The 12,938-nt window shown below is 44.6% G+C and carries 13 protein-coding genes; 7 read left to right on the forward strand and 6 right to left on the reverse strand.

Annotated elements, in window-relative coordinates:
• Positions 1 to 111: 111 nt before the first annotated feature.
• Complete coding sequence (locus AB4486_RS00290) at positions 112 to 1,464, reverse strand: MATE family efflux transporter (RefSeq protein WP_171733294.1); 1,353 nt, start codon at positions 1,462 to 1,464, stop codon at positions 112 to 114.
• A 100-nt stretch (positions 1,465 to 1,564) separates the two neighbouring features.
• Between AB4486_RS00290 and AB4486_RS00295 the strand changes: the two genes are divergently transcribed.
• Both AB4486_RS00295 and AB4486_RS00300 read left to right on the forward strand, forming a co-directional pair.
• A complete protein-coding gene (locus tag AB4486_RS00295; RefSeq protein ID WP_017068435.1) occupies positions 1,565 to 2,539 on the forward strand; it encodes a LysR family transcriptional regulator in 975 nt (324 codons plus the stop codon).
• Positions 2,540 to 2,581: 42 nt separating this feature from the next.
• The gene (locus AB4486_RS00300; RefSeq protein WP_102333930.1) at positions 2,582 to 3,481 is read left to right on the forward strand and encodes a DMT family transporter; all 900 of its coding nucleotides are present in this window, start codon (positions 2,582 to 2,584) and stop codon (positions 3,479 to 3,481) included.
• 158 nt (positions 3,482 to 3,639) lie between these two features.
• Here AB4486_RS00300 and AB4486_RS00305 read toward each other — a convergent pair whose 3' ends face one another.
• Complete coding sequence (locus AB4486_RS00305) at positions 3,640 to 4,059, reverse strand: VOC family protein (protein ID WP_017072063.1); 420 nt, start codon at positions 4,057 to 4,059, stop codon at positions 3,640 to 3,642.
• A gap of 398 nt (positions 4,060 to 4,457) precedes the next feature.
• On the opposite strand from AB4486_RS00305, the gene AB4486_RS00310 reads away from it, so the two are divergent.
• Positions 4,458 to 5,078, forward strand: coding sequence for a heme-binding beta-barrel domain-containing protein (locus AB4486_RS00310; protein WP_017062436.1), 621 nt, complete (start codon positions 4,458 to 4,460; stop codon positions 5,076 to 5,078).
• A 71-nt stretch (positions 5,079 to 5,149) separates the two neighbouring features.
• Here the strand turns inward: AB4486_RS00310 and AB4486_RS00315 are convergent, their stop codons facing one another.
• A complete protein-coding gene (locus tag AB4486_RS00315; RefSeq protein WP_032545880.1) occupies positions 5,150 to 6,130 on the reverse strand; it encodes a bile acid:sodium symporter family protein in 981 nt (326 codons plus the stop codon).
• A gap of 345 nt (positions 6,131 to 6,475) precedes the next feature.
• On the opposite strand from AB4486_RS00315, the gene AB4486_RS00320 reads away from it, so the two are divergent.
• Both AB4486_RS00320 and AB4486_RS00325 read left to right on the forward strand, forming a co-directional pair.
• Entirely contained in the window at positions 6,476 to 6,742 is a 267-nt protein-coding gene (locus AB4486_RS00320) for a DUF3081 domain-containing protein (protein WP_017068432.1), read from the forward strand.
• 41 nt (positions 6,743 to 6,783) lie between these two features.
• Complete coding sequence (locus AB4486_RS00325; RefSeq protein ID WP_372116123.1) at positions 6,784 to 7,395, forward strand: CIA30 family protein; 612 nt, start codon at positions 6,784 to 6,786, stop codon at positions 7,393 to 7,395.
• Positions 7,396 to 7,507: 112 nt separating this feature from the next.
• Here the strand turns inward: AB4486_RS00325 and AB4486_RS00330 are convergent, their stop codons facing one another.
• Complete coding sequence (locus tag AB4486_RS00330; protein WP_371722172.1) at positions 7,508 to 8,533, reverse strand: zinc-binding alcohol dehydrogenase family protein; 1,026 nt, start codon at positions 8,531 to 8,533, stop codon at positions 7,508 to 7,510.
• A gap of 199 nt (positions 8,534 to 8,732) precedes the next feature.
• Between AB4486_RS00330 and AB4486_RS00335 the strand changes: the two genes are divergently transcribed.
• Entirely contained in the window at positions 8,733 to 9,665 is a 933-nt protein-coding gene (locus tag AB4486_RS00335) for a LysR family transcriptional regulator (protein ID WP_059017350.1), read from the forward strand.
• 147 nt (positions 9,666 to 9,812) lie between these two features.
• Here the strand turns inward: AB4486_RS00335 and AB4486_RS00340 are convergent, their stop codons facing one another.
• Positions 9,813 to 10,199 carry a hypothetical protein gene (locus AB4486_RS00340; protein ID WP_102333936.1) on the reverse strand — a complete coding sequence of 129 codons (387 nt, stop codon included), beginning with the start codon at positions 10,197 to 10,199 and terminating at the stop codon, positions 9,813 to 9,815.
• Positions 10,200 to 10,630: 431 nt separating this feature from the next.
• Between AB4486_RS00340 and AB4486_RS00345 the strand changes: the two genes are divergently transcribed.
• Positions 10,631 to 11,614, forward strand: a complete 984-nt coding sequence (locus tag AB4486_RS00345; RefSeq protein WP_102333937.1) for a hypothetical protein — start codon at positions 10,631 to 10,633, stop codon at positions 11,612 to 11,614.
• A 113-nt stretch (positions 11,615 to 11,727) separates the two neighbouring features.
• Here AB4486_RS00345 and AB4486_RS00350 read toward each other — a convergent pair whose 3' ends face one another.
• Positions 11,728 to 12,921, reverse strand: coding sequence for a benzoate/H(+) symporter BenE family transporter (locus AB4486_RS00350; RefSeq protein ID WP_102333938.1), 1,194 nt, complete (start codon positions 12,919 to 12,921; stop codon positions 11,728 to 11,730).
• Positions 12,922 to 12,938: the final 17 nt, after the last annotated feature.

Consider the following 12,938-nt stretch of genomic DNA (forward strand, 5'->3'; position numbering starts at 1 on the left):
AAGTACGCAATTCAGGGCTTATAGGTCATTGTTGGTAATTGATAGTTCTCGGTCAGCAATACAACGTTTATCGTTCAAGGTTCCATGGTAAAGGCGAGCATCACAAGCAAATCACGTATAAGCATGATTCGACAAATCTGGAGATTGGTTGTTCTTTTGAATGACACGCATCAATTGGATAAGCAGCAGAATACCTGTCACGCCTAAGCCAACACCGATTCCGCCCCAAATCCCTGCCAATTCGAACTTAGGCATCAAATACCAAGCCGCAGGCAAACCAAATACCCAGTAACCGATGGCAGTCATCACGGTTGGCATAGAGACAATCTTCATGCCTCTTAGCAGGTTAATCGCCAGTAGCTGCCAAGCATCAACAATAAAGCACAAAGCAACGACCCAAATCACAGAAGCCAGTAGTGAAGTCATAGCACCCGTGCCATCGTCTAACTTGAAGATAGAAGCGATCATCTCAGGCCATATAATGAACACGGCCGACAACGCCACACTCAACACCGACACCAATATGAAGCTTTGAATCGAGGTTCTTTTTATTCCTTCGTAGTTACCCGCGCCAAAATCACGGCCTACTAAAATTGCGGCAGCTTGCGAGAAACCGAAGTTGAAGTTCCACGTAAAGCTTAAGCATTGCAGCAAGATTTGGTGCAGCGCTAGAGAAGCAATACTGATCGTCCCTGCCATCAAAGTGCCGCCGTAAATAAGGCCATGCTCAAGTAATGCTGCCAAGCCGATAGGTAAACCCATCATTAAAAGCGGGCTCATCAACTTGATTGAATACTCTTCTGTGTTTAACCAAGGGGCGAACTGCTTAAACTCGTCACGCTTAAATACCCAAACCGTATATCCAACCATCACGATAAATGCCGCGATAGCCGTACCTAGCCCTAAACCTGTTAAACCCATGTCTAATTGGAAGGTTAAGAAGTAGCTGACTGGCACATTCAGAATTACGGTGATAATAGACATCACCAGAATAGAACGCACATTGCCAAACGCGCTAGTTAAGCCGCGAAGCACCAATAAGATAAGCGAAGGCAACATCACCCACTTCAAAGCATGGACATATTCCATAGCTAAAGTGATCACTTCTGGCGGCTGTTTGGCTGCTTCTAATACCAACGGAGCAAACCAGAAGCTGGCCATTAAGGTCACACTGAGCACGAATGCCAACATGGTTGCGCCTTTCACAGCCAATCTGATTTGAGTATTACCAAACTCAGGGCGAGCTACGCGCTGACCATAAGCAATCGCAATCAAGTTCGCGACACAACCCACGGTGCTGCTCGCAATAATGAAGATGAAAAAGTAGATTGAGGCACCTAAGCCACCAGCCGCAAGGGCTGACACACTGATACGCGACATCATCCAAACATCAGTAAGGACTAAAGCCATAGAGATCAGCTGTGAAATGATCAAAGGGAATGCAAGAGTGAGTATTTTTTTCATGAGCGCCTCAGTTAATTTCGCCCAAAATACGATCGATGAGGCTGGCGTTCAATTGATAAATTTGCGACTCTAACATTCCATAAACTCATGCGAACGAATTATGACCCCATATCCTAGCTTGCCATCATCACATAATGGCTTAAAAGCCTTTGAAGCTGCCGCAAGGCTGATGAGCTTTACTCTGGCTGCCGAAGAGCTGCATGTGACACAAAGTGCGATCAGCCGACAGATCAAACAGCTTGAAGATGAGTTAAACGCATCACTGGTTATTCGGAAGCATCGAGCCATAGAATTAACGGTACAAGGTCATGATTTGTATGTCGCTTTGCGAGAAAGCTACGGTAATATCGAAGCTGTTATCGCCTCTTGGAGTGAGCCCAAGCAGAAGCGTATCGTGATCAAAGCGACTCTGAGTTTCGCGACGCGAGTATTGATCTCCAAAGTTCGGGAATTAAACGAGCGTTATCAAGATCATGAGATAGTCATTGTTCCTGTGATTGAGGAAGACGAATCGATTAATAGTAGTGAGTATGATCTACTGATCTTCCACACGCGTTTCAAAAAACGCTATGACAAGGCACCTGACATTACCTTCTTGCGTGAAGAGTTCATGGCGCCGGTTTGCTCTACTAGTTTAACCACCAAAGACACCGACCTTGATTCAATCTTAACCTTGCCAAGGCTGCATCCAACCTTAGATCATCACGACTGGAAAGTGTGGCTGGCCGATGTTGAATTCCCACCAAAGAAACCTGTCAGAAATACCAGCTTCTTGTCTTTAGATATGGCGCTCAGTGCCTGTCTATCCGGTGAAGGGGTTACGGTCACGGATCTGTTGTTAGTTCAACAAGATCTCCAACGAGGCTTCTTGTACTGCCCTAGAAATGCAAAAATCCAACACAGTGCTTGGACTTACTTCATGCACCAGCGTAGTCACACGCCTATCATCAACGACCTTATTGAATGGCTTAGAGAAGAGACAACAAAAGAGATCGAGTTGCTGAAAGTACTCGCACAGCAATATCAATGGTTTGGTGTAATAGAACAGGACAAAGACTTTGGTCGGCTCTTCTAAACTAAGTTATGATTCCTGTTCCCTCAACCGATTGATATTTTTATGTCTTCTTTCTCTTTTTCACAAATCCCTGTTGGGGTTCGATTCATGATCCTCTCCGCTTTTGGATTCGCACTGATGTCAGCTTGTGTGAAATACATCAGCAATTATGGCATTCCTGTATTCGAAATTGTTGCAGCAAGGGCTTTGGTGTCTTTGATCATCAGTTATATCGACGTTAAGCGAAAAGGCATTTCGATCTGGGGAAATAACAAACCTTTGTTGTTTGTTCGAGGCGCAGTTGGTACAGCAGCCTTGATGTGTGTTTACTACGCTGTGACCACTTTGCCATTAGCCGAAGCGACCATTCTACAATACGTTCATCCTGTATTTACCGCCCTACTTGGCGTGTTATTTCTGAAAGAACGCGTCCAAAAATCGACCATGATCTGCATTGCGTTCTGCCTAGCTGGGCTATTAGTGATGGTACAACCAAGTATGAACAGTGGCGCGAGCAGCGAGTTACCGCTATTTAGCATTATGGTGGCGTTATGTGGCGCATTTGGTAGCTCAATTGCTTATGTGATTGTGAGAAAACTTAGCCAAACGGAAGATAGCTCAGTCATCATCTTCTACTTCCCATTGGTTGCGCTACCAATCTCAACAGCTCTTATCTGGAACGACTTTGTATGGCCTAGCCTATTCCTAACCATGATGCTTGTGCTCGTCGGGATTTTCACACAAATAGGACAATACGGTTTAACCAAAGCGATGCAGACTCAAGCGGCGGGTAAAGCTTCGGCTTACTCATACGTCCAGATTGTCTTCTCGGCACTGTTAGGCGTGTGGATCTTTAATGAAATTCCATCGGTTTGGACTTATCTAGGCGGTGGCCTGATTGTGACTGGCGCGCTGATTAATGTGTTTGGCAAACAACTGTTGGTGCCTTTTAAGGCTAAATAAACAACCCAACAACTGAGCTAAACATCAGCTAAATAATCAGCTATTGCATAGACATAAAAAGGGCATTGCGGATTATTCCACAATGCCCTTTTCTATAAATGCTCTCTAGCGCGCTTTCATTCAGCTAACCAACTTTAACAAAGCGGCGTATTACGTAACTAACTCGTGGCATTTCGTAACTTAGGATCATCACTCAAATACTCAACAAACTCGATCTCAAAGCCTGCAGGATCCACAAAGTAGACATTTTTTCGATAAGGTTCTTCGGCACCGGGTTTGGCAATTGGAAAGCCCGCATCAACAAGGCGTTGAGTGACACTTTCGATATTATTGGTCACATAAGCGAAGTGTGCGAGACCAACAGAATGCCCAGCCAAATCTCTATTTTCACCTTCACCGTGATCACTTATTGCTATGTATTGGTACTCGTCGCCAAAATGCAGCCAGTTACGTGGCTTACCTGACCACTCCCCTTTTCCCTCATCACGGACATACCAATGAGGGAACGCCGCTTTATAGAAAGCCAGCATTTCTGGGATATCTTTTACCACTAAATTCACATGTTCAAGTTGGATCATTCTTCTCTCCTTAAAGTATTCTCGTAAGCAACGTTGCATATCCTAATACCTCAAGTTAAGTTGAGGTAAAGCACTAATTTGCATTTATTTCGAGAACGTCTTTAGAGCCCAAATTGTCGTATTTGATGCGATATAAGCTTTAAGTTTAGACGACCTAATCCAATGTGACTCAACTCAACCACAAGAGTTAGCAAACCCATGGTGTATCACTGAGATAAGACGACCCAACAACTGCTTCTTGCTCAATATATACACACATTAATATCCCCTTACTGACTGATACATCAAGTTACAATTCGATTTCATATTAGCCAACAACACTGATCTGGGTTAATAAACTAGTTTCACAATAACCTTATTTTTATTGGGGTCAGATAATTAATAAAAAGGAAGTTAAAGTGAAAAAATTATTAGCACTTGGTATCGCAGCGGTAATCTCGGCTCCAGCAGTAGCCGACCACAACACAATCAATGGTATGGATTTTGGTCCACTCGCAAAGTTAGTCGGCACATGGAAATCAGTCGAAACTGGCGGCGTTGATATTTCTCCAGGCCAAGAAGGCACAGAAGTGGGTGCAGGTGGTCCCGCGGTTACACCATTCTATGAAGTAATGACGTTTGAGGTTGCGGCAGATGCAACCAATGCCAGCGATCAATATCTGGTTGCTCTGTACTACAAACAAGAAGTATTCAGAAAGGCCGACGACTCTAAGTTCCACGATCAACGTGGCTACTTCATCTACGACCAAAAAAATCAGGTCGTCTACAACTCTTACTGCGTACCACGCACCACATGTGTCACCGCAGAAGGCCCTGCTGGCGATACAATGACGTTAGTTGCGTCTAAGCGTGGCATCGCTGAGTCCGAATACATGACGGACAACGCAACCACCACGGGCTTCACGATGAACATTAGCATTTCAGACGATACGCTGACGTACTCTCAAACAACAGGCTTAGAGATCTACGACAACGCATTTGCTCATACAGATTCAAGCACTCTAATTAAAGTGAAGTAGATTCAAATACAAACGCCTTTCACAGCGAAGTGAAAGGCGTTTTTCTGTTGTACTTGTAACAACAAACAAGTTTAACTAGATTGTGTATCAACCTTGGCGTAACGGTTGGCTAGCACTGCACAGTAAAAGATCTGAATCGGGTGATAAAGCATGATTGGCAGTAATATCATCCCTAGATTAGGGTTGTGAGCAAAGATCACCTTAGCCATAGGAATACCTGCCGCTAAGGTCTTCTTAGTACCACAGAATACTGCCGCGACTTCATCTTGATGATTGAATCCAACCTTTCGGGCACTCCATTGAATGCCGTGTACCATCACCATCAATACCACTAAACAAATCACCGCTGACAGCAACAACAGCATTGGTGAAAAGTCGCTCCAAATACCGTGTTCAATAGAGTCACAGAAAGCACTGTAGACAATCAGAAGTATCACGTATTTATCTAACTTATTGACCACTGACTTGTGTTTCTGAGTCCATTCAAACAGTAACGGGCGCATCAACTGGCCGACAATCATTGGCAATAGCAGCATTTTAGATATAGAGATCACCGATTCCATCAGGTTTAGCTCTGCACCTTCCAATCCCATAAAGAGCTGGATCAGTAGAGGCGTAATGAACACGCCTAAAATACTAGAAAGTGATGCATTGAATATCGCACCCGGTAGGTTTCCTTTTCCAATCACCGTCATCGCGACCGAAGACGAAATCGTACTCGGTAATACGAAGAGGTAACAGAAACCAAAGGCCAGAGCTGCTGGCATATAAGCGACAAAGCCTTGCCCGAATATCACCCAAAGCAGTGGGTAAACTAAGAATGTCGCGCTTTGTACAAAAACATGCAGCTTCCAATTCGAAAGCCCCTCAAGAATGGCTTTGGGAGACAAACCCAAACCGTGTAAGAAAAACACCAAAGCGATGCCGAGAACAGTCACCGTATCGAGATGAAGTACCCCACCCGATTTGCCCCAATCCGGCGTAAAAACAGCAACGACCATAGCCACCACCATCCCTACAAGAAACCATTCCTTTTTCAGTTTTTCTATCATGTTGACACGCACTTTCTGTAGATTCCATTTCAGCCAATAACAAGGCTCCGATGCTATTTATCCTATCGACTCTAATTTTAATTAACCACCATAAACGCAAATTAAGCTCGTCTTTATCTTGAGGGTTAACGTTGTTATTCGAGTTTGTTACGCACGCTTCGCTCTGGATTGAACAGATGTATGGAATGATGATGAAATATTAGAAAACAGCGGTTTATCGAGAAGGTAAGACCCTTTCAGTGATCGGGGCACAGAGGTAAGCCGTAAGGATATGAAAGAAAGACGTAGGCAATCTAAACACCAAAGATCAGCCTATTCTCAAAGATGACGCAGCGGGAGTAACACATGGACAACAGAATCACCATTATTGAATTTCTCAGAGTATTTGAGTTTATTCGCTCTTCCGGTGAGCAACGGGACAACAAATATCTAGTTGGCGAAATGACGGCTTGGCATGATTACGACGGTTACACCTGTTGGCTAAGCTATAAAGACGTCACGGTGACGCTGATGTTTCACGGTTCGCTAAAAATTGAGTACGACAACGCTTCAAATTACTCTGAATTTATTGAGCATTGTATGGGTATGCTTGCCACTGAACCTTCTCCATAAAACGCGAACAGACTAACGGCTAACGGCTAACGGAGACAATCATGAACGAAACGGCTTCATTGCTTAAGCGAAGACACCCTTTTTGGCTAGTACTCAGCCTCTCCTTTTTATGGTCTCAAGTATCTGTAGCAGGCATAGGTATGATTGATTTTATACAACCGAACGAACACAAGAATTGGACAGCGACCAACGACGATGTAATGGGTGGCATCTCAACGGGCGGGCTCATTTATCTTGATGATATGAGCCGATTTAGGGGCGAGCTATCGTTAGAAAACAATGGTGGTTTCAGTTCTGTAAAGCGCTCCATTGAATCACCAGCCCATGAAATAGATAGCGCAGAGCTAGTTTTCGTTGGTGATGGTCGCACCTACCAACTGAGGCTCACAACATCGAAAGATGGTAATCGAGTTCAATACAAACACGATTTCGTTACGATAAAGGGAGTGCGGCTTAACAAGGTGTTCCACTTCAATGATTTTCAAGCGGTGTTCAGAGGTCGGCTACTGAGCGATGCGCCGGAACTTAAGGCACGAGACATCAAACAAATAGTTTTTTTGATTGCGGACAAACAGCCCTCGCCTTTTGAGCTAGACCTAATACAGCTTCACTTCAGAACATCGAAACCTATCACATCACCAGAAGCTGACTAAACTGAAAACAAACAAAAGCCCTGAAACCTTTTGACTAGCAATCAGATATCAGGGGCTTCTTCTATTTAAACCGTCAACAATTCAAAACAACGGCGGATTAAAACATCAGCAATTAGTATTTGATAGCTGTTTTACCAATCGAGGCACTGCTTTCAATACGTTGGTGTGCATCTTTAAGTGTTTCCACACTAAAGCCATTTAGGGTCGAGGTTAGCGTCGATTTAATACGGCCCGCATCAATCAGATTCGCGGCTTGGAATAGGATGTCTTGCTGCTTCTGGATATCTTCGGTGTTAAACAGTGAACGTGTAAACATCAGCTCCCAAACAAAGCCTGCTGATTTGCCTTGCAGCGCTGACAAGTCAATGCCACCATCAAATTCAACAATCGAACTGATCATGCCTTGCGGTGCGATCAATTCAACCATCGCATCCCAGTGCCCTTTTGTGTCTGCAACATTGAAAATGTAGTCGACATGTTGAATGCCTTGCTCTCGCACAGACTCGACAAGGTTACGGTGGTTCACCACATAATCCGCCCCCATATCCCTTACCCACTGTTCAGTTTCGGGTCTTGAAGCTGTTGCGATAACATTTAGGTTGGTCAGTTGCTTAGCCAGTTGAATCGTAATTGAACCAACACCGCCTGCTCCACCAATGATCAGGATAGACTTTTTCTCTTCAGGACGAACACGCAAGCGGTCAAACAATGCTTCCCAAGCCGTAAGCGTTGCTAGTGGCATAACGGCTGCAGCTTCATCAGAAAGGCTCTTCGGCGCTTTAGCGGTAATACGGTAGTCCACAGCTTGGTATTCGGCATTAGCGCCCATACGAGTTACGTCACCTGCATAGTACACACGGTCACCGACTTCGAAGCCTTCAACGTCAGCACCTTTGCCAACAACTTCACCGACTGCGTCATAGCCCAACACTTTTGGTTGTTCGAGTGTTTTGTCTTTGGCACTACGAATACGAATTTTTGCGTCAGCAGGGTTAATAGAAGTCGCGCTCACTTTTACCAGCAAGTCATTATTTTTTAGTTCGGGAAGACTCGTTTCAAACTCAAATAAACTGTCTTGTTCTGTAATCGCAAGTGATTGAGTAAATCCGATTGCTTTCATTGTTAATGGTAATGACATGATACTTCTCCTTAAATTCGATAATTGAATCTTAGAGAATTCTCGCTTTAGATAAACAGCCTAATATTTGAATTATTATCAAATGATTTTTGATAATAAGATGTATATGCGCAGGAAAAATACTAAGATTAGCAATTTGAAAATGCCTAATTTATGGGTAACCGAACAACCGATTCAAGGTTCAGAACAGGGAAACGAAATGCTTCTTGAAGACTTACAGGTCATTTTGAAAGTGGCGGAGTTTCGCAGTATCACCGCTGCAGCCACCAACCTCGATATGCGTACTGCCACAGCAAGTGCAGCGGTAAAACGTGTTGAAGCGGCACTCGGTGCGGAGTTATTTGTAAGAACCACGCGCCACCTAAGGCTCTCTTCAGCTGGCGAGCGTTATTTACCGGAATGCGAACAAGCCTTAAAGATGTTGGAGCAAGCGAAGCTCAACATGCGCGAAGAGCTCGGGATTCTTGATGGTGAAATTCGAATTGCGCTTTCATCGGATCTAGGACGCAACCTAATCACACCTTGGTTAGATGAGTTCTTGCTTGAATACCCAAAGGCGACGCTTCGTACTAGCATCAGCGATAGCAATATCGACTTCTACCGAGATTCCGTCGATATGGCGCTGCGTTACGGCTCTCCGACCGATGCGAACATGTATGGTTTCAAGATATGCGATGTGCCGAGGATATTGTGTGCGGCTCCTGAATACTTGGCTGAAATGGGCACACCAAAACACCCGAGTGACTTAGCTCAGCACAATGGTTTGCTTTACCAACTCCATGACATGTTGCAAGACGAGTGGGTGTTTAACGATGGTACTCAAGATCATAAAGTGAAACTAAAAGGAAATCGCGCTTCGAACGACGCAGACCTTGTAAGACGTTGGTGTATCGCGGGTAAAGGAGTGGCAATAAAATCTTGTTTAGACATGTCACCTCATCTGCTTTCAGGCGAAGTGGTTAAAGTTATGCCTGAGTTTAAGCCGACCCCTACCGAGCTGTGGTTAGTGTGTCCAAGTCGTCAATCCATCACCCCGACTGTGCGTCTACTGAGAGATTTATTCAGAGAGAAGACCGCTGAGATCCTTTCGCAACTGAGCAAACAAGGCATCATAGAAAGCACAACATCTTAAGATTGAATGCCGCTTAAAGATAAGAAACAGAGAGACAAAAAAGGCGTTAGCGAACTCAATTCGCTAACGCCTTTCATCATTAGAACATCATAGCTTCATGATGAACCTTAATAAGAGTACTTAGTTTAATACTCTTAATACAAGAGCTTAGTTTGACTCGTCTTCAACATCGCAGTCTGCACAGCACTGAAGAGCAATCTCATGTTCGAAGGTGATGGTGTCTTTACCTTCTTCTACTAGCTCTGCGATTTCGTCTACCACTTCTTTTTCATCATCCGCTTCGATTCCGCTTGCTAGCTCTTCTTCTGAATAACCGAAGAAGTTCAGTAGTAAATACTCACGCGCTTCATCTTTCGTACAAACCACGTCCGCTGAAAGATCAGGAGTGACCTCGCCTTGGGCAAGTGTTGCTGTCACTTGTGCGATAGCATCGTCTTTCATCGCAGGCGTTAACCAACCAAGATCAGTACTTACTGTCGTTTTTTTACAGTCGAAGCAAGGCAGTTGGTGAAAGTAGTATTGAAAGGTAGTCATAGGTAAATTCTTCTTTAAATGTTGTATAGCGAGATTATGCGCGTTTTGTAGCAAAATACTATCTCAATCACAACCTGAAACCGCTTCGTTCTAAGTATTTTTTCAAGCTCCGCGCAAGCTGATGTGATCATCCTATAAAAGCGCTGTTTTGCGCATGCTTACTCAGCTTTACGCTTGTTTACATTTGTACGGGTAATATATGCCTCATCAAATAATAAGCGTGGTACCTCACAATTGCTTTGGCTCTTGCTTAGTTTCGTCGTTCCAGCTATCAGCTATGAGTTCACGGCTTACTTAACTACTTAGCTACTTAGCTACTTAGCTACTTAGCTCGGATTTGTTTGAAATAGCTTTGTTTTCAATTAACTTACTTGCACTTGGCTTATTTTGAACCACGCTTATTTAAATCACCCATTTAGGATACCCAATCAATGATCATCAAAAAATATCAAGCCCTTGCCCTTTCATCGGTTGCTTTGCTCGCTACAGGCTGCTCACCATCATCAGATACGCCTTCGGTCAGCAACATCAGTGATTACCAAGGCTCAGCGAGTATTACTCAAGGTGTGGCGACCACTGTTGAATCGAATCTCTTTGAGTGTGCAAACGGACGTAGCCGAGTGGCGGGCGTCGGGGAAATTATGGACTCAGAAGGAAAGGTTTGGACGGTTCCAGCCAAGAACAACTTTGCGACAGGGCCGAAAGCCTTTGATCTTTATGAAGAGTGCTCAAACACCACGCCAAGCAGCCTAGCCGAAGTCGATCAAAGCTCTGTACCGGTAGCTGTTGTGGATCAAGACGGTGAGGAAATAACAGGTTATATTTTTGCCGATAACTATTTCGAACTTTATATCAACGGCAAGTTAATCGCGGTAGACACCGTTCCTTTCACACCGTTTAACTCAAACATCGTCAAATTTAAGGTGAAGAAGCCTTACACGATTGCGGTGAAAGTGATTGATTGGGAAGAAAACCTAGGTCTTGGCAGCGAAGATAACCGCGGAAAGGCATACCACGCTGGTGATGGTGGCTTTATCGCGAGCTTTAGTGACGGAACCGTGACAGGTCCAGACTGGCAAGCACAAACCTTTTATACCTCACCGATTTATGACCTGACTTGTTTGAGTGAAGTGGACGGGAAGCGTCTTTCTGAAAGCTGCACCACGGAAGGAACTGACCACGGTCAAGATGCCTACGCCGCTCATTGGGAAACACCAACCAACTGGATGAACCAAGAGTTCGATTCAACATCTTGGCCTCTAGCATCGGTATATTCAGAAGACGATATTGGCGTGAACAATAAAAAAGCGTACATGAACTTTATCGAAAAATTCAGTGGTGCTGGCGCAAGCTTTATCTGGTCGACAAATGTCGTTCTCGATAATGAAGTGCTACTGAGATACGAAGTTAAGTAGCTTTATTCCTTTGTAAGCAAGCCCAGTCACGAGTATGACTGGGCTTACTACTCAAACAACTTGCTGATGTTTCTAATTCACAGCGAACCTGATCCTAATCTTGGGTCGCTTGATTACGACGAAGTTTGCGAAGTCTTGTTTGCTCCACGCGACTTAGCTTTGTAATTATGTAACCAGCAACAAAACAACCCGATGCACAAACCCCAAAATGCGCTACCGATTCCCAGTAAATTGGTGCCAGAAGCGGTGAATAAGAAAGTAAGCAGTGCGGGTTCTCTGTAGTGACTGTCTGCCATTGATACCGCAAGGCAATTCATCAAGGTGGGCATCACCGCTAAGCCAGCAACCGCAATGACAATCTCGGAGGGTACGGCGCTAAACAGCGACACAAATGACATCCCCATCACACCAGCTAACAAGTAAAACCCGCCCATACAGATCCCAGCCATATAACGTGTCTTGGGGTTACTATCCGCATTCGGGCCCATACAAATAGCGCCCGTAATCGCTGCAAGGTTATACGCAAAGCCACCAAACGGTGCGAAGATCAAACCTGTTACCCCGGTGGTGGTAATGATCTTCGATGAATCAACTTGGTATCCATTCGCTTTTAGAACCGCAAATCCCGGTAAGTTCTGTGAAGCCATCGTCACTATAAACAATGGGATACCAACACTAAACAACGAAAAGAACTCAAAATCGGGCGAAATGAACACTGGGGTCGTTAATCCCATAGTCACCTGACTAACATCGAGTTTGCCAAAACCCACACACATGACCAATGCGATGATGAAAATGCTTGGGATCAGTAAATTTCCTAACCGCGCTTTCGCCAGAATAAATACAGCGAGCATGACCGCTACGACTTGTGCCTCTTCCATTAGCGACGTGAACAAACCCAAACCGAATTGCAATAGAATCCCCGCGAGCATCGCTGAGGCAATCGATGTTGGGATCTGTTTTAGGACTTTCTCAAATATCCCCACCAATCCAACCAACGTGATCAACATCGAACTGAACAAAAACACGGCTACTGCCTGATTCATTGTCAGCCCTTCAAGAGATGTGATTAACAACGCCGCTCCAGGCGTCGACCACGCTGTAACCACAGGCTTCTTGTAATGAAACGAGAGCAGTATTGTGGTTACGCCCATGCCAACCCCCAACGCCCAAAACCATGACGCCACTTGTTCTTCGGTTGCTCCAGCACTCATTGCCGCTTGGAAAATAATCGCCGCGGCGCTCGCATAACCAATGAAAACAGCGATAAAGCCGGTACTGACGTGAGAAAATTTTAGCTTAGTCATGTTAATTTATTCCTGTG

It is taken from the genome of Vibrio sp. 10N.222.55.C6 (assembly GCF_041473395.1).
Taxonomy (GTDB): Bacteria; Pseudomonadota; Gammaproteobacteria; order Enterobacterales; family Vibrionaceae; genus Vibrio; species Vibrio crassostreae_C.

Bases quoted from the DNA above. Each gene is read 5' to 3' on its own strand.
- AB4486_RS00290 (WP_171733294.1), bottom strand. From the start codon at position 1,464: ATGAAAAAAATACTCACTCTTGCATTCCCTTTGATCATTTCACAGCTG.
- AB4486_RS00295 (WP_017068435.1), top strand. From the start codon at position 1,565: ATGACCCCATATCCTAGCTTGCCATCATCACATAATGGCTTAAAAGCC.
- AB4486_RS00300 (WP_102333930.1), top strand. From the start codon at position 2,582: ATGTCTTCTTTCTCTTTTTCACAAATCCCTGTTGGGGTTCGATTCATG.
- AB4486_RS00305 (WP_017072063.1), bottom strand. From the start codon at position 4,059: ATGATCCAACTTGAACATGTGAATTTAGTGGTAAAAGATATCCCAGAA.
- AB4486_RS00315 (WP_032545880.1), bottom strand. From the start codon at position 6,130: ATGATAGAAAAACTGAAAAAGGAATGGTTTCTTGTAGGGATGGTGGTG.
- AB4486_RS00320 (WP_017068432.1), top strand. From the start codon at position 6,476: ATGGACAACAGAATCACCATTATTGAATTTCTCAGAGTATTTGAGTTT.
- AB4486_RS00325 (WP_372116123.1), top strand. From the start codon at position 6,784: ATGAACGAAACGGCTTCATTGCTTAAGCGAAGACACCCTTTTTGGCTA.
- AB4486_RS00330 (WP_371722172.1), bottom strand. From the start codon at position 8,533: ATGTCATTACCATTAACAATGAAAGCAATCGGATTTACTCAATCACTT.
- AB4486_RS00335 (WP_059017350.1), top strand. From the start codon at position 8,733: ATGCTTCTTGAAGACTTACAGGTCATTTTGAAAGTGGCGGAGTTTCGC.
- AB4486_RS00340 (WP_102333936.1), bottom strand. From the start codon at position 10,199: ATGACTACCTTTCAATACTACTTTCACCAACTGCCTTGCTTCGACTGT.
- AB4486_RS00345 (WP_102333937.1), top strand. From the start codon at position 10,631: ATGATCATCAAAAAATATCAAGCCCTTGCCCTTTCATCGGTTGCTTTG.
- AB4486_RS00350 (WP_102333938.1), bottom strand. From the start codon at position 12,921: ATGACTAAGCTAAAATTTTCTCACGTCAGTACCGGCTTTATCGCTGTT.